The sequence below is a fragment of the Streptomyces parvulus genome (assembly GCF_014648855.1).
Taxonomy (GTDB): Bacteria; Actinomycetota; Actinomycetes; order Streptomycetales; family Streptomycetaceae; genus Streptomyces; species Streptomyces parvulus.
Map to the genome: position 1 here is coordinate 67,164 of NZ_BMRX01000008.1, position 15,732 is coordinate 82,895.

A 15,732-nucleotide genomic window follows, 5' to 3' on the forward strand; every position below is an offset into this window, starting at 1 on the left:
GGCAGGGAGGATCGCGTGAGCGACGGCACGGGCATGAGCGGTGACCTCGGCGGCACGGGCACGGAGCGGGCCGTGCGGCGGGACGGGGCGGTGCGGGCCGCCGTGGAGCAGGGGCTGCTCGGGCCGGACGTCCCGATCGTCGGACTGCTGGACGTCGCCGGGATCCGGGAGTCGGCGGCGGCCCTGCGGGTGGCGTTCGAGGCGGTGACGGCGCCCGGTACGCCCGTGCTGCACGCCTTCGCGGTCAAGGCGACCCCGCTGGTCCCGGTGCTGCGGCTGCTGCACGAGGAGGGCATCGGCGTGGAGGTGGCGAGCCCCGGCGAGCTGGCGCTGGCCCGCGCCGCTGGGGTGCCGGCGGAGCGGACGGTGCTGGACTCGCCCGCGAAGACCCCGGCCGAGCTGCGGGAGGCGCTGGAGCTGGGGATCGCGGTCAACGCGGACAACCCCCAGGAGCTGGAGCGCCTCGACGCCCTGGTGAAGGCGCTGCCCGACACCGCCTCGCCCCTCGGGATACGGGTGAACCCGCAGGTCGGCGGCGGCTCCATCGAGGCGCTCTCGACGGCGACCGCCACCTCGAAGTTCGGTGTGGCGCTGCGCGACGAGGGGGCCCGCGAGTGGGTGGTGCGGGCGTACCTCGACCGGCCCTGGCTGACCCGGCTGCACACCCACACCGGCTCCCAGGGCATCCCGCTCACCCTGATGGCCGAGGGCGTGGCCGAGGCGTACGCGCTCGCCGAGGAGATCAACGAACGGGCGGGGCGGCGGCAGGTCGACACCCTCGACATCGGCGGCGGACTGCCGGTGAACTTCGGCTCGGACGAGGAGTCGCCCACCTACGCCGAGTACGCGCGCGTGCTGCGCGAGAGGGTGCCGGGCCTCTTCGACGGGCGGTACGGGCTGGTCACCGAGTTCGGGCGGTCGCTGCTCGCCAAGCACGGCACGGTGGTGGCGCGGGTGGAGTACGCCAAGAGCGCGGGCGGGCGGCCGGTCGCGGTGACGCACGCGGGCGTGCAGGTGGCGACGCGGACGGTGTACGCGCCGGGGGCCTGGCCGCTGCGGATAGCGGCGTACGACGGCAAGGGCATGCCCAAGGAGGGGCCCGACGTGGTCCAGGACGTGGCGGGACCGGCGTGCTTCGCGGGCGACCTGCTGGCCGTGGGCCGGGCGATGCCGCTGCTGGAGCAGGGGGACTACGCGGCGGCGCTGGACACCGGCGCGTACTACTTCGCGCACCACTACGCGTACAACTCGCTGGCGCGGCCCGGGGTGTACGGGTTCGTCTCCGACGAGGACGGGAGCGTCTCCTTCGCGACCGTGCGTGAGGAGCAGCGGGTCGAGGAGATCGTGGCCGAGGCCGGAGGAGGACGTGCCGACGCGTTGACCGAGGCCGTTCGCCGCGGGGGTTCCGGTCGCTCGTAGGCCATCGGTCCGTCGTGGCTGGTCGCGCCCACGCGGCAAAGCCGCATGACGTCACCGCCCCGCGCCACCGGCCGGGGCGGGGCGCGCCCCGGGTCAGGCCGGTGTCCGCGCCTTCCTCCTCGCGCCTCCCGGGGCCGCGTCGCCTGCCGCGAGGCCCGTGCCGCGGTAGGCCCTGACCGTCTTGCCCGCCGGGCGGCCGCCGCTGTGGGCGAGCCAGTCCACGCGGACCCAGAGCAGGGCCTCGCCGGACTGCTCGCGGCGGCCGATCCAGGCGGACTTGAGCCACAGCCCGGCACCGCAGCCGGCCATCAGCAGACCGCCGGCGGCGGGCACCGCGAAGGCGCTGCCCAGCGCGGCGAGGAAGGCGAGGAGCAGCCACCAGCGGTGACCTCGCCGCCAGTTGCGCAGGGTCACCGCGCGGTCCTGGAGGACGTCGTGCCGGCCGGCGCGTGCGGCCGAGGCGGCGAGGGCCGTGTAGCGCCCGCGCCGGGCCCAAGCCCCGACGGCCGTCGCGACGACGAACAGCGCGGCGCCGGCCAGTACCCCGATCCGGCGTCCGGTCAGCCCCGGCACCAGCACGCCGACGCCCGCCGCGACGACGCCGAGCCACCACAGCGGCGCGGCCCCCGCCCGTACGACGACCGCGACCCGGGCCAGCCCCACCTGTCCTGCGCGCGCCACGTCCTGCCTCCCGTCCCGTTCCCGACCGTGCGGACACGCCCGAGGGCGGTCAGGCGCAGCACGGTAACGGGGCAAGCTGAGACGAGTCTGAGAACGCGTCCGCCGTCGGGGTCACTCCACGAACAGACCGCGCGCCACCGCCTCGGCGTCGAACTCCTCCAGCCGCGCCTGCGCGTCCGGCAGGTCGTCGCACATCGCCTCCAGGAGCACCCGGCCCAGCAGCATCGGCGCGCAGGCCGTGTCGAAGGCGAGGCCGGTGCCGACGGCGGCGGGCAGCAGGAGGTCGGAGACCTTGGCGACCGGCGCGAAGGCGGAGTCGGCGACGGTCACCACCGTGAGCCCGGCCTCCTTGGCGTGGGTGAGCGCGTCGACGACCTCGCGCGGGTGCCGGGGCAGGGCGAAGCAGAGCAGGGCGGTGGCGCCGGCCCGGACGGCGGCGCCGACGCGGTCGTGGAGCATGGTGCCGCCCTCGTTGAGCAGCCGGACGTCCGGGTGGACCTTGGCCGCGAAGTAGGCGAAGCCGTGCGCCTGGGCGGCGGCGGCCCGCAGGCCGAGCACCGGCAGCGGACGGCTCCCGGCGAGCAGGCGGCCCGCCTCGGCCACCGGCCCGGGGTCGGCCAGCACCTCCGCGAGGTGCCGCAGGTTCTCGATCTCGGCCAGCACCGCCTGCTGGTACTCGTTGCGGTCGTCGGTGCCGGCGGCGGGTTCCGCCGGGGCGACCTCGCGCAGGTGGCGGCGGAGGGCCGGGTATCCGTCGAAGCCGAGGGCGACGGCGAAGCGGGTCACCGACGGCTGGCTGACCCCGGCCAGTTCGGCCAGCTCGACGCTCGACAGGAAGGGCACCTCGGGCGCCCGGCGCACCATGCTGTGGGCGATCCGCCGCTGGGTCGGCGTCAGCCGGTGCCCCTCGAAGAGCGCCTGGAGCCGTGCGGCCGGGCTGTCGGCCCCGCCCGTCCCCCCACGCGCCCCGGCCCCGCTGGTCCCGCTCATGGCGTGCTCCCCCTCGGTCTATTCACGTCGCCCGGTCACTGCATACCGTTATACAGCGAGGCGCCGGAGGGCACGATGCCGAGCGCGACGGACCGAGGGGACAGGACTAGGGATGACCGAATTATGGAACGCCGACGGCCCCGGGCTGGTCGAGCTGCCGTCGGGACGCAGGCTCAGGGGGCGCGGCCTCCGTCACGAGCTGCCGGCGGGTCAGACGCCGACGTTCGCCGTGCATCTGACGGATCACGAGCCGCCCAGCCCGCCGTGGGAGTCGGTCTGGGTGCGCTGGCGGGACTTCTGGCTCCCCGCCGACCCGGTGGACGCGATGCACAGGCTCCGCGACGCCTACGAGCGCGCGCCGGGCGAGCGCGTGGAGGTCTGCTGCGGGGGCGGCATCGGCCGGACCGGGACCGCGCTGTCCGCGATCTGCGTCTTCGAAGGCATGGACCCCGGGGAGGCGGTCAGGTGGGTGCGGCGCAACTACCACGCCCGTGCCGTCGAGGTGCCCTGGCAGCGGCGCTTCGTCCGCCGGGTCCACGCCGCGGGCGCCGAGGGGACCGGCCGGGCCTGAGACCCCGCCCCCGCGCGGACCCCTACGGGCCCTCCCCCGGCGGATAGGGGGGCTGTCCCCAGTGCCACCGCGCCCTCCGCCGCCTACCTTGAGTGGCATGACGGGAATGGACGCGCGGGACGCCGACCTCAAGAAGGAACTCGACGCCACCCTGCAGACCCGCAGGGAGCTGGGTGAGGAGTACGAGTCCGCGCTGGTCGACTCGTTCCTGGAGAAGGTCGACCAGCGCATCGACGGCGCGGTGGAACGCAGGGTGCGCCGGCAGCTGGCGGAGCGGCAGATGACCACGGCCCGCGAGAGCCGGTCGCCGAGGCCCACGGACTCCTTCGGCGAGCGCTTCGGCTTCGGCATCGTCTCGCTCGTCCTGGCGGTCCCGCTGTCCGCGATCGGCGGCGGGGTGGCCGACCTCCCCGGGCTGCTGGTCGCCTGGGCGGGCATCGTCGGGGTGAACGTCGTGCAGGCCGCGCGCACCAACCCGGGCCTGTTCGCACGCCGGGGCCGTGCCGGGCGGGACGACGCCTGGGAGGACTGAGCGAGCCCCGGGGAGCACCCGGGGAAGACTGCGCGGGGACCGCCGCACCCCCATCGCTGGGGGGCGGGACGACGGCGGTCCCCGCGGGGGACGCGGAGCGCCCGGCCTCACGGCCGGGCGGCGCGCCCTTGGCGTCCTTGGAGGTCCGGGAGCCGCTCCGGAAGGTCCGTGACGCCGTTCGGCGCCGGCGGGACCGGGGAGCCGCTCCCAATCCCTGCCGACACCGCACACTCTGCCGGTCGCGTGTTAAGCGACTGCTGCGCGCACGTGACGTGCGCGTACCACTTCCGCGAAGTCCACGACGATCGCGGAGCGGCTCGGCCGGGCACCGCCCACCGGGTGTTCAGCGGCCGGACAGCACCGGGCCTACTTCCCCCGGGCCAGGAAGGACAGCAGGTCCTGCCGGCTCACCACGCCGGTCGGCCTGCCCTCGACGAGGACGATCGCCGCGTCGGCGCCGCCGAGCACCGACATCAGGTCCTCGACCGGCTCGCCCGAGCCCACCTGCGGCAGCGGGGCGGACATGTGCTTCTCCAGCGGGTCGTCGAGCGAGGCGCGCTTGGTGAACAGGGCGTCCAGCAGCTCGCGTTCCACGACCGAGCCGACGACCTCGGCGGCCATCACGTCCGGGTGGCCGGCGCCCGGCTTGACGATGGGCATCTGCGAGACGCCGTACTCGCGCAGCACCTCGATGGCCTGGCCGACCGTCTCGTCCGGGTGCATGTGGACGAGGGAGGGGATGCGGTCGCCCTCCTTGTGGTTCAGGACGTCGGCGACGCGGGCGCTGGGGCCGGCGTCCTCCAGGAAGCCGTAGTCGGCCATCCACTCGTCGTTGAAGATCTTGCTGAGGTAGCCGCGTCCGCTGTCCGGCAGCAGGACGACCACCACGTCGTCCTCGCCGAGCCGCGCGGCCACCTCCAGCGCCGCGACGACGGCCATGCCGCAGGAGCCGCCCACCAGCAGGCCCTCCTCCTTGGCGAGGCGGCGGGTCATCTGGAAGGAGTCCTTGTCGGAGACGGCGACGATCTCGTCGGCCACGTCCCGGTCGTAGGCCGTCGGCCAGAAGTCCTCGCCGACGCCCTCCACCAGGTACGGCCGGCCGGAGCCGCCGGAGTAGACGGACCCCTCGGGGTCGGCGCCGATCACCCGCACGCCGCCGTCGCTGACCTCCTTCAGGTACCGGCCGGTGCCGGAGATGGTGCCGCCGGTGCCGACGCCGGTCACGAAGTGGGTGATCCGGCCGGCGGTCTGCTCCCACAGCTCGGGACCCGTGGAGTGGTAGTGGGAGAGCGGGTTGTGCGGGTTGGAGTACTGGTCCGGCTTCCAGGCGCCCGGCGTCTCGCGGACCAGCCGGTCGGAGACGTTGTAGTAGGAGTCCGGGTGCTCGGGGTCGACCGCGGTCGGGCAGACGACGACCTCGGCGCCGTAGGCGCGCAGCACGTTGATCTTGTCGGTGGACACCTTGTCAGGGCAGACGAAGATGCACTTGTAGCCCTTCTGCTGGGCCACGATCGCGAGGCCCACGCCGGTGTTGCCGCTGGTGGGCTCGACGATGGTGCCGCCGGGCTGCAGCTCTCCGCTCTTCTCGGCGGCCTCGATCATGCGCAGGGCGATGCGGTCCTTCACCGAGCCGCCCGGGTTGAAGTACTCCACCTTGGCCAGGACGGTTGCCCTGATGCCCTTGGTCACGCTGTTGAGCCGCACCAGCGGGGTGTTGCCGACGAGGCTGATCATCGAGTCGTGGAAATGCACCGTGGTCTCCGGATGCCGCAAAGGATGGGGTTACTAATCGGTTCGGCCAGCCTATGGCCTGCGCACCCGGCCGTGCCTCGTGAAGGTCGTTCACTCCCCGTTGAGATTGGGCGACCGTCCGTACGGGGCAAGGAGTGGGTGTACGGCTTGGAGGAGGTGGCGGCGACGCATGACGAGCATGTCCAGAGCGAGGGTGGCGCGCCGGATCGCGGCCGGCGCGGCTTACGGCGGCGGCGGGATCGGGCTGGCGGGTGCGGCGGCGGTGGGTCTGCTGCTGGCGGAGGTGCAGCTGGCCAGGCGCCGGGTGGGCATCGGCACGCCCGACCGGGTGCCGAACGCGCGGGGTCTGTACGGCGACGGCCTGCCCGCGACGGGTGAGCCGCTGCGGCTGATGATGCTGGGCGACTCCACGGCCGCCGGGCAGGGTGTGCACCGGGCCGGTCAGACGCCGGGCGCACTGCTGGCGTCGGGGCTGGCCGCGGTGGCGGAGCGGCGGGTGGAGCTGGGCTCGGTCGCGGCGCCGGGGGCCTGTTCGGACGACCTGGACCGGCAGGTGGCGCTGGTCCTCGCGGACCACGGCCGGGTGCCCGACATCTGCGTGATCATGATCGGCGCCAACGACGTCACCCACCGGATGCCGGCGACCCAGTCGGTCCGGCACCTGTCGGGGGCGGTACGGAGGCTGCGCACGGCCGGCGCGGAGGTGGTGGTCGGCACCTGCCCGGACCTCGGCACCATCGAGCGGGTACGCCAGCCGCTGCGCTGGCTGGCCCGGCGCACCTCGCGGCAGCTGGCGGCGGCGCAGACCATCGGCGTCGTCGAGCAGGGCGGGCGCACGGTGTCGCTGGGCGACCTGCTGGGCCCGGAGTTCGCGGAGAACCCGCGGGAGCTGTTCGGCCCCGACAACTACCACCCCTCCGCGGAGGGGTACGCCACGGCCGCGATGGCGGTACTGCCCTCGGTGTGCGCCGCGCTCGGCCTGTGGCCGGCCGAGGAGGAGCACCCCGACGCCCTGCGCCGCGAGGGCTTCCTCCCGGTGGCCCGGGCGGCGGCGGAGGCGGCGTCCGAGGCCGGCACGGAGGTCGCGGCGGCGATGCCGACGGGGCCCCGGGGGCCGTGGGCCCTGCTCAAGCGCCGCCGGCGCCGCAGGGTCTCGGAGACGGAGCCGACACCGTCGGCACAGCCGAGGTAGGGCGGAGGACGGTCACCGGGTTCTCAGCCCGTCCGGCGTTAGAGGACGAGGCCGTCCAGGCCGAAGGGGGGTCTGGGGGCGCAGCCCCCAGGGACGGCACCCCCAGCCCCCGCACGGCACGGACACGCCCCGCACGACAAGGAACCGCCCCACCGCCGGAGACAAAAGCAAGCGCTTAGAAAGTTGCGGCCCATGTCACACCCCCACACCCGTGACCCAGGCCATACGTCCGGGTAACTTCCCCAGCAGCCGCCCACCGCCTCTCCACTGGAGCCGTGATGCCCGAAGCCGTGATCGTCTCTGCCGCCCGCTCCCCCATCGGCCGGGCCTTCAAGGGCTCCCTCAAGGACCTGCGCCCCGACGACCTGGCCGCCACGATCATCCAGGCGGCGCTCGCCAAGGTGCCCGAGCTGGACCCGCGGGACATCGACGACCTGATGCTCGGCTGCGGTCTGCCCGGCGGCGAGCAGGGCAACAACCTCGGCCGGATCGTCGCCGTCGAGATGGGCATGGACCACCTGCCGGGCTGCACCGTCACCCGGTACTGCTCCTCGTCGCTCCAGACCTCCCGCATGGCCCTGCACGCCATCAAGGCGGGCGAGGGCGACGTGTTCATCTCGGCCGGCGTCGAGATGGTCTCCCGCTTCGCCAAGGGCAACTCCGACAGCCTGCCGGACACGCGCAACCCGCTCTTCGCCGAGGCCGAGGCCCGCACCGCGGCCGTCGCCCAGCAGGAGGGCACCAGCTGGCACGACCCGCGCGAGGACGGCCTGGTGCCCGACCCGTACATCGCGATGGGCCAGACCGCGGAGAACCTCGCCCGCGCCAAGGGCGTCACCCGCCAGGACATGGACGAGTTCGGCGTCCGCTCCCAGAACCTCGCCGAGGAAGCCATCAAGAACGGCTTCTGGGAGCGCGAGATCACCCCCGTGACCCTCCCCGACGGCACCGTCGTCGCCAAGGACGACGGCCCCCGCGCCGGCGTCACCCTGGAGGGCGTCCAGGGCCTGAAGCCGGTGTTCCGCCCGGACGGACTGGTCACGGCCGGCAACTGCTGCCCGCTCAACGACGGCGCCGCCGCCCTCGTGATCATGAGCGACACCAAGGCCCGCGAGCTGGGGCTGACCCCGCTCGCCCGCATCGTCTCCACCGGTGTCTCCGGCCTCTCCCCCGAGATCATGGGCCTGGGCCCGGTCGAGGCCAGCAAGCAGGCGCTGTCCCGCGCCGGGCTGGGCATCGGCGACATCGACCTGGTCGAGATCAACGAGGCGTTCGCCGCGCAGGTCATCCCCTCCTACCGCGACCTCGGCATCCCGCTGGAGAAGCTGAACGTCAACGGCGGCGCCATCGCCGTCGGCCACCCGTTCGGCATGACCGGCGCCCGCATCACCGGCACGCTCATCAACTCCCTCCAGTGGCACGACAAGCAGTTCGGCCTGGAGACGATGTGCGTCGGCGGCGGCCAGGGCATGGCCATGGTCATCGAGCGCCTGAGCTGACGGCCGGATCCGAGGGCGGCCGAAGGACTGTCGGTAGCCTCCGGGGGACCCTGCGTGACACGACGGCCCGGGACCCTGTCCACCCAGGGTTCTGGGCCGTTTTGTGACTCAATCTCCCCCAGGATGTGACCTACCTCTCGCACCCCCTTGATTTACGCAGGTCAGACCAGCCGCACCCCCTCCCCTCGGGCCCAAAGTCCTGTCCGTTTCGTGACGTTACGCACTGACAGGCGGTTAGTCCTCCCTTCAAGCTGATGTAGGAAGTCGGGGGTCGACTTTGAACCGGGAGTACGTCAGTGAGCGCCATGCCGATCGCCCTGCTGCTCACCACGGCCGCCACCGGCGCCGTGGGCGTCGCCGTCCTGCGCAGTGTTCTCGTGCTGCGCCGGCAGGTGACGTCCCTGCGCGCCGAGCTGGCCGAGAGCCGGGCCGCCGCCGTACGGGGCCGAGTGCCCGCCGCCCGCACCACCGCCGACGCCGAGGAGATACGCGCGGCGGTCGCGGAGGCGCTCGCCGAGGAGCGCGAGCGGGAACTCGCCGAGGCGCGGGCCTTCTGGGCCGCCCAGGAGTCCCGGGACGGGTCGGACACGCCCCTGCTCCTCGGACTGAGCGACAGCGAGCTGTTCCTTCCGCGCCAGGCCGACCTCGTGGGCCTGGAGCCGGTGGTCGAGCCGCTCGGGGACGGCGACGAGGCGTCCGCGCAGGACCTCGGCCACGCCGGCCCGCGGGACTCCGCCGAGCTGGCCGCCGCCCGCCGCCGGCACCCCTCCCACCCGGACTTCGTACCGAACCAGGCGCCGGCCGTGAACGACCACGAGCGGACCGTCGCCACCCTGGAGGAACTGGCCGAGTCGGGCGTCACCCTCGCCGACGTCCGCCCGGGCCCGCTGGGCACGCTCGACGTGTACGTCTTCGCCGACGGCACCACCCTGTGCATGACCCCCGGACACCGCGAGACCGCGGAGCGCCTGGCGGACGCGCTGGGCGCGGGCCAGACGCCGTACCTGCTCGGCGGCTCGGGCATCTCCGGCGCCTACACGCTGACCTTCGCGTGCGGCGAGGAGAACGTGTACATCCTGGCGGACCGCGTCATCGCCTCCCTGTAGCGCGGGGCGGCCCGGGGGCTAGACCCCGGCCCGCTTGCGGGCCTCCTCCACCAGCGCCGCCGCCTCTTCCACCTGGCCCTCGTCCTTCAGGACGAGGGCCAGGTCGTGTGCGGCGACGGCGATCTGGTCGGCGGCGGCGAACATCCCCGCGTCGGGCATCAGGCGCGGCTCGCCTCCCGGTTCCTCGATCAGCTGGGCCCGCCGGGCCAACTCCCTGGCCAGCTCCAGTGCCTCGGCGGCGGCACCGCGTTGCAGTCTGCTCTGCGGGGCGGCTCGCAGCCGGTCGGCGAAGTCGTCCACGGCACGGGTCAAAGGCGTCGTATCAACCACGGCGCGAGCGTACGCGGCCGTCCGGGACTGTTGCCAACGGGCGAACACTCAGGCACGGTGACCTGAAGGACCGGCCTACATCCCCTTTCGCCCGGAGGCGCCGATGTCCCAAGTCTTCTCCGAGGAGACCCACCGCAATCTGCTCGCCCGCATCCCCCAGTGCACCGGTCGTGAGATCTCCGACTGGCTGCGTGCCGTCGAGGACGGCCCCTCCCTCTTCCGCTTCGAGGAGAAGGTCAGCTGGCTCCGCCACGAACACAACCTCGCGTACGGCCACGCGAAGGCGATCGTCCACGAGTACGACCTGAGAAGGGCCGCGCGCAACCTGCTGTGAGACCGTCCCGGCCCGAACACCGGCCGGCCTCCTGATCCCTTCACCCCGCCGGGTCGCCTCCCGGCGGGGTGAATCAGTGCGTGCGGTCGCCTGCAGGACGACCCGCGCCATCGGAGTCAGGCGATGTTGTTGAACTTGCTTCCCTCACCCCCGTACACCGACGTGGTCCGGCGGATGAAGACGGCCGTGCTGGAGCCGGTCGAGTGATAGAGGTATGTGCCGCCCGCCCCGTACGCGATCAGGTCAGGAATCCCGTCACTGTCGACGTCGCCGGCACCCACGAGGTGCGTGTACACACCCCAACCGCCGCCGACCCGCACACGGGAGGAGAACTGGCCACCGCCCTTGCCCTGGTACAGCCACAGCACGCCGTCCTTGTCACGTGCGACGAGGTCCCCTGCGGCCGTGCCGGCGTTGTCACCGACGGCGGTGATCTGGTTGTAGACGCCCCAGCCGCCTCCGACCCGCACACGGGCGGCGAAGGGGGCGGCGGTCGAGCCGGTGCCCTTGTAGAACCACAGCACGCCGGTCGTGTCCGCGGCAAGGAGATCGGTGCGACCGTCACCGTCGAGGTCCGAGCCACCGGTGAGCTTGTCGTAGACATTCCAGCCACCGCCGACGCGTGCGCGGGTCGCGAAGGTGCCGTCGCCCTTGCCGAGGTAGTGCCAGAGCACGCCGGAAGAATCAAGGGCGACCAGGTCTCCGTCGGATGACCCCGCGAGGTCGCCGACGGCCTCGATCTGCTTGTAGGTCTGCCAGCCGCCGCCGACCCGTGAGCGCTGGACCGGCTTGACCTGGCCGTCCAAAGGACGGTCCTGCAGATCGTCGCGCCAGAGAACGCCCGAGGCGTCGCGGGCGAGGAGATCGGTGGAGCCATTGTCGGTGTAGTCGTGCGGGTTGGCCGTCCGCTCCACCGTCATACCCGTGCGCTGGAGAGCGGGCTCGCCCGTCCCGTCGAGTGAGGCTGCCACGGCCGTCACCGTGTAGGCGCCGTTCGGAGCGTCCACCCCAGCGATGGTGCCGTCCCAGACGTAGCTGAATCGGGTGCCCGTAGCCGGGGCATTGACGCGCGTCCGGAGCTCCTTGCCGGTACCGACGTGCGTGAGCGTGAGATCCAGACGGGCATCGGCACGCGACAACGTCCAGCCCAGGTTCACCTGGCCGCCCGTCCGGTCGAGGTCGGCCACCGCGGGAACGTGCGCCTGTTGGATCTCGACACCGGCGGGCGTACCCACGTCCGCCACCTTGGTCACCGTCGGCCTGCCGTCGTCTCCCGCCCTGATCCGGAACAGCCCCTCCCCGTCGACGGCCCGCGTGCCGGTCACGAGGGCGCTGCCGTCCTCCGCCATCGCCGAGCCCGACCCGCTCTCGGCGAGCTCGACCTCTTCGCCGTCGCCCAGCGAGACGGCCCGAACCGGGCTCGACGGCCGCCCGTACACCAGCCAGCCGCCCACGAGCTCGGTGTACCACTCTCCGTCTCGGGCGCCGAGAACGGTCCGCTTCTCCTCACCCGTCACACGGTCGACCGACGTGACGTACATTCCTGTACCCGACTTGTAGTCGAGCCAGGCGACGTGCGTGCCGGAGAACATGAGGTGACTGAAGTCGTATCCTGAGTCGGCGGAGGCGTAGGACTCGGAGGCCCTCGCGTCCGCGAGGTCGATCAACGCGCGGCCGCCGGTCCGCGCGTTCGCAGGGCCTGTCTCGTACCCGACGAGTACGACACCGCCCTGCACGCTCGAGCCGGTGAAATCAGTGGCGTCGGACGGCAGACCCGCGATCTTGCGGCTGCTCGTTTCGGCACCGTCCTTGCTCACGATGTGCAGTTCCGCCGTGCCGTCCTCCGCGGTGAGCTGAGCGAGCACGCTCGTGGGGCTGAGGACCGCGACATAGTTTCCGCCCAGCGCACCCAGGTCGATGTCGACACCGGGCGCGAACGGGTCGGCCATGTTCCGCAACGTGAGGGAACGCATCTGGGCGCTCCAGTTGTCGTCTCCGAGTGCGACGACGTCACCCCCCGACGTGGCCCACCCCCCGCCGCGCGGATAGTCGAGCAACGTCGGAGCCCCGCCTCCGTAGGGCCACCAGCGCAGCTCCCGCTCTCCGTCCGGAGTGAACGAGTACCCGAAGAACCCACCAACGCCCGCTTGGGCGATCTGGACGTCCGGCGGGAAGACCGGCAGCACCGAGGACCGGGGGGCCGAGGGAGTTCGGGGCGAAGCACCGGGCGCGGCGAAGGTGGCCGGGGCGGACGTCAGCGTGCCCGCACCGAGCGCGGTGACGGCGAGGACTGCGAGGACAGCCGTCGAGAGGCGGGTGCGGGTGGAGCGGAGCTGCAAGGTGAACCCCCGGGGGAAGATCGGCCACGTAAGCGATGCGCCCGATCAGACTCACGAAGGATTCGTATGGTTGTACGAGAATGTCGACCCGAACACACAGGGCCCCGGGCTTCGAAGCCCGGGGCCCTGTGATGCGTTCGGCGCTGCGCGCGGTACGTCAGTCGTTGCTGTTCAAGATCGCGATGAGTCGCAGGAACTCGAGGTAGATCCAGACCAGCGTCAGGGTGAGGCCGAAGGCGGCGAGCCAGGCCTCCTCGCGCGGGGCGCCGTAGGAGAGGCCGTCCTCGACCTGCTTGAAGTCCAGGGCGAGGAAGCAGGCGCCGAGGATGACGCCGACGATGCCGAAGACGACACCGAGCGCACCGCTGCGGAAGCCGAGGCCGTCGCCGCCGCCGAAGACGGCGAACAGCAGGTTCACCATCATCAGGAAGACGAAGCCGAGCGCCGCCGCCATCACGAAGCCGTAGAAGCGGCGGTTGACGCGGATCCAGCCGGCCTTGTACGCGATCAGCACACCGGCGAAGACCGCCATCGTGCCGATCACGGCCTGCATGGCCGCGCCGTCCGCGATCCGGTTGTCGACGACGCTGGAGACGACGCCGAGGAAGACGCCCTCGAACGCGGCGTACGACAGGATCAGCGCGGGCGAGGCCTTGCGCTTGAAGGACTGGACGAGCGCCAGGACCATGCCGATCAGCGCGGCACCGATACCGATGCCGTAGGAGCGGCCGATGTTCGCGTCGTCCACGGGCAGCAGCGCCCACGCGAGCGCGGCGGCCACCACGAGCACGCCGAGCGTGCTGCCGGTGCGGATGACAACGTCGTCCATCGTCATCCGGCCGGTGGTGGCCGGCGCCTGCGGCGGCGTGCCGTACTGAAGGTCCTGCTGGGCGTACGGGTTCTGCGCGTACGGGTTGTCGGCCGGCTGGGCGTACGGGTTGCCCTGCGTGCCCTGCGCGTACGGGTTGCCCTGCGTGGCGACGGCGGGTCCCCCGGCCTGCGGCGCGGCGTTGAAGCCCGCGTAGCCGTTGTCGCGGCTGAACCCCCGTCGCGAGAAGACCGGGTTTCTGCTCCTCATTTCACTCCTCCATGGCCACACGGCGCAGCCTTGGCTCAAGAGTAATAGAACGGCAAAGGAATGACCCTACTGCTTGGGGAGGATCTTTCCCTCGCTCTGGCGCACAACACGCTACGCCGATCAGTGATTCCCCTCACGGCCGGGGCCCCGCGGGACGTGCCGGGCCGCTCACCCGATCGGGAACCCGGTGTAGGCCTCGGCGAGGTCGGTCTCCGCGGCACGGGAGGAGGCGATCCGGTCCAGGCGGGCCACCTGGAGGCGGTCGTCGAAGGGCGTCGCGCCCGGGGCGCGGTGCAGCAGGGTGGTCAGGTCGTACGAGAACCGCTCGGCCTGCCAGACGCGGCGCAGGCAGGTGGCGGAGTAGGCGTCGAGCAGCTCCTCGGAGCCGGTGGCGACGCGGTGGACCAGGGCCCGCGCGAGGGTGACGACGTCGCCGACGGCGAGGTTGAGGCCCTTGGCGCCGGTGGGCGGCACGATGTGCGCGGCGTCCCCGGCCAGGAAGAGGCGGCCGTGCCGCATGGGCTCGTGGACGTGGGAGCGCATCGGGGTGACGGACTTCTGGGTGATGTGCCCCCGCCGGAGGGTCCAGTCGTCGTCCGTCTCGAAGCGGCGCTCCAGCTCGTCCCAGATCTCCTCGTCGCTCCAGTCGCCGGCGTCCGTGTCCGCCGGGACCTGGAGGTAGAGGCGGGAGACCGACGGGGAGCGCATGGAGAGGAGGGCGAAGCCGCGGTCGTGGCGGGCGTAGACCAGCTCGTCGTGGGAGGGGGCGGCGTCGGCGAGGATGCCGAGCCATCCGAAGGGATAGGTCCGCTCGAAGGTGCGCCCGTCCGGGACCGCGCGCCGGGCCACGCCCCGGAAGCCGTCGCAGCCGGCGACGTAGTCGCACTCCAGGACGTCCTCGCTCCCCCCGGCGCCCCCGTGCCGGAAGCGGAGGCGCGGGCGGTCGCCCCCGGCGCCCTCCACGGCCAGCGCCTCCGTCTCGAACAGCAGGGGCCCGCCGTCCGCCAGCTGGAGGGCGATGAGGTCCTTGCAGACCTCGGTCTGCGCGTACACCATGACCGACCTGCCGCCGGTGAGCGCGGGGAAGTCCACCCGGTGGCGCCTGCGGGCGAAGCGCAGCTCGATGCCGTCGTGGCGCAGCCCCTCGCGGTCCATCCGCTCCCCCGCCCCGGCCGCGCGCAGCACGTCCACCGTGCCCTGCTCCAGGATCCCGGCGCGCTGCCGGCGTTCGACGTAGGCGCGGTCGCGGCTCTCCAGGACGACCGAGTCGATCCCGGCGCCGTGGAGCAGCCGGGCCAGCAGGAGTCCGGCCGGGCCTGCCCCGATGATGCCGACGGTGGTGCGCATCGGTCGTCCCTTCGTCGTGCGTCCCGGATGCGGTTCGTTCGAGGGGGTTCGTTCGAGGGAGTTCGTTCGAGCGGGTTCGCGTGGTGAAATTTCTTTCACTCACCGTCGGGCCGAGTTTCCGGCCACACGCACACCGCTGTCAACGGTCCGGGGAAGAGCGCCCGGGGATCAGAAGGGAAACGTCGGAAGTGCCCGGAGCCGGACTTGAACCGGCACGCCCTCGAAGGGGCAGCGAGGTTTAAGCTCGCCGTGTCTGCATTCCACCATCCGGGCAGGCCATGGGCTCCGCGTCGAGTGCCTTGAGCCTATCGGGACGTACCTCCCCGACCGTGGGCGGGAGGTGCGATGTTGTCTTATTTTATTGGCGCCTGAGGGGTCATCAGGTTCCGGGTCGGGCCATCAGCACAAGCCAACAGCCTTGCGTGCGACGACCCGCCGCGCATGCGGAATGACGGGATTTCACCGTGCCGATGAGGGCGCCCGCCCTGTTACGGCCCCCGCCCCGCGACACCCGGGCGAGGTGCCCGCCTCCGGGGCGCCCGTCATCCGCAGGTATGACACC

General features: G+C 72.6%; 14 protein-coding genes and 1 tRNA gene. 7 read left to right on the top strand and 8 right to left on the bottom strand.

Features of this window, described 5'->3' with window-relative positions; genetic code table 11:
* The first annotated feature begins 33 nt into the window (after positions 1-33).
* The gene (locus tag IE108_RS16540; protein WP_064731797.1) at positions 34-1,419 is read left to right on the top strand and encodes a type III PLP-dependent enzyme domain-containing protein; all 1,386 of its coding nucleotides are present in this window, start codon (positions 34-36) and stop codon (positions 1,417-1,419) included.
* A gap of 93 nt (positions 1,420-1,512) precedes the next feature.
* Here IE108_RS16540 and IE108_RS16545 read toward each other — a convergent pair whose 3' ends face one another.
* Both IE108_RS16545 and IE108_RS16550 read right to left on the bottom strand, forming a co-directional pair.
* On the bottom strand, positions 1,513-2,100 hold the full coding sequence (locus IE108_RS16545; RefSeq protein WP_064728265.1) for a hypothetical protein: 588 nt from the start codon (positions 2,098-2,100) through the stop codon (positions 1,513-1,515).
* Positions 2,101-2,211: 111 nt separating this feature from the next.
* Positions 2,212-3,090 (bottom strand): MurR/RpiR family transcriptional regulator, encoded by an 879-nt coding sequence (locus tag IE108_RS16550; RefSeq protein WP_064728266.1) that lies wholly within the window; start codon positions 3,088-3,090, stop codon positions 2,212-2,214.
* Between the two features lie 112 nt (positions 3,091-3,202).
* Between IE108_RS16550 and IE108_RS16555 the strand changes: the two genes are divergently transcribed.
* Positions 3,203-3,661 carry a protein-tyrosine phosphatase family protein gene (locus IE108_RS16555; RefSeq protein WP_064728267.1) on the top strand — a complete coding sequence of 153 codons (459 nt, stop codon included), beginning with the start codon at positions 3,203-3,205 and terminating at the stop codon, positions 3,659-3,661.
* Positions 3,662-3,758: 97 nt separating this feature from the next.
* Positions 3,759-4,193: a hypothetical protein gene (locus tag IE108_RS16560; RefSeq protein ID WP_079163533.1), complete on the top strand. Its 435-nt coding sequence runs from the start codon at positions 3,759-3,761 to the stop codon at positions 4,191-4,193.
* 366 nt (positions 4,194-4,559) lie between these two features.
* On the opposite strand, the gene IE108_RS16565 is transcribed toward IE108_RS16560, so the two are convergent.
* Positions 4,560-5,945, bottom strand: coding sequence for a cystathionine beta-synthase (locus IE108_RS16565; protein WP_064728269.1), 1,386 nt, complete (start codon positions 5,943-5,945; stop codon positions 4,560-4,562).
* A 169-nt stretch (positions 5,946-6,114) separates the two neighbouring features.
* On the opposite strand from IE108_RS16565, the gene IE108_RS16570 reads away from it, so the two are divergent.
* The 3 genes from IE108_RS16570 (at position 6,115) to IE108_RS16580 (ending at position 9,742) form a co-directional block, all read left to right on the top strand.
* Positions 6,115-7,137: an SGNH/GDSL hydrolase family protein gene (locus IE108_RS16570; protein WP_064728270.1), complete on the top strand. Its 1,023-nt coding sequence runs from the start codon at positions 6,115-6,117 to the stop codon at positions 7,135-7,137.
* Positions 7,138-7,415: 278 nt separating this feature from the next.
* Complete coding sequence (locus IE108_RS16575; protein ID WP_064728271.1) at positions 7,416-8,636, top strand: acetyl-CoA C-acetyltransferase; 1,221 nt, start codon at positions 7,416-7,418, stop codon at positions 8,634-8,636.
* Between the two features lie 296 nt (positions 8,637-8,932).
* Complete coding sequence (locus IE108_RS16580; RefSeq protein ID WP_064728272.1) at positions 8,933-9,742, top strand: hypothetical protein; 810 nt, start codon at positions 8,933-8,935, stop codon at positions 9,740-9,742.
* Positions 9,743-9,760: 18 nt separating this feature from the next.
* Here the strand turns inward: IE108_RS16580 and IE108_RS16585 are convergent, their stop codons facing one another.
* Entirely contained in the window at positions 9,761-10,072 is a 312-nt protein-coding gene (locus tag IE108_RS16585; RefSeq protein ID WP_181849167.1) for a hypothetical protein, read from the bottom strand.
* A gap of 103 nt (positions 10,073-10,175) precedes the next feature.
* Between IE108_RS16585 and IE108_RS16590 the strand changes: the two genes are divergently transcribed.
* A complete protein-coding gene (locus IE108_RS16590) occupies positions 10,176-10,406 on the top strand; it encodes a DUF4287 domain-containing protein (protein ID WP_064728274.1) in 231 nt (76 codons plus the stop codon).
* A 116-nt stretch (positions 10,407-10,522) separates the two neighbouring features.
* On the opposite strand, the gene IE108_RS16595 is transcribed toward IE108_RS16590, so the two are convergent.
* From IE108_RS16595 to IE108_RS16610, 4 genes are all read right to left on the bottom strand, one after another.
* Positions 10,523-12,355, bottom strand: a complete 1,833-nt coding sequence (locus tag IE108_RS16595; protein WP_229851886.1) for an FG-GAP repeat domain-containing protein — start codon at positions 12,353-12,355, stop codon at positions 10,523-10,525.
* A gap of 547 nt (positions 12,356-12,902) precedes the next feature.
* Entirely contained in the window at positions 12,903-13,823 is a 921-nt protein-coding gene (locus IE108_RS16600) for a Bax inhibitor-1/YccA family protein (RefSeq protein WP_064728276.1), read from the bottom strand.
* Positions 13,824-13,991: 168 nt separating this feature from the next.
* Positions 13,992-15,170: a 4-hydroxybenzoate 3-monooxygenase gene (locus IE108_RS16605; protein ID WP_064728277.1), complete on the bottom strand. Its 1,179-nt coding sequence runs from the start codon at positions 15,168-15,170 to the stop codon at positions 13,992-13,994.
* Between the two features lie 189 nt (positions 15,171-15,359).
* Positions 15,360-15,443 (bottom strand) — tRNA-Leu (locus IE108_RS16610).
* Positions 15,444-15,732 lie beyond the last annotated feature (289 nt).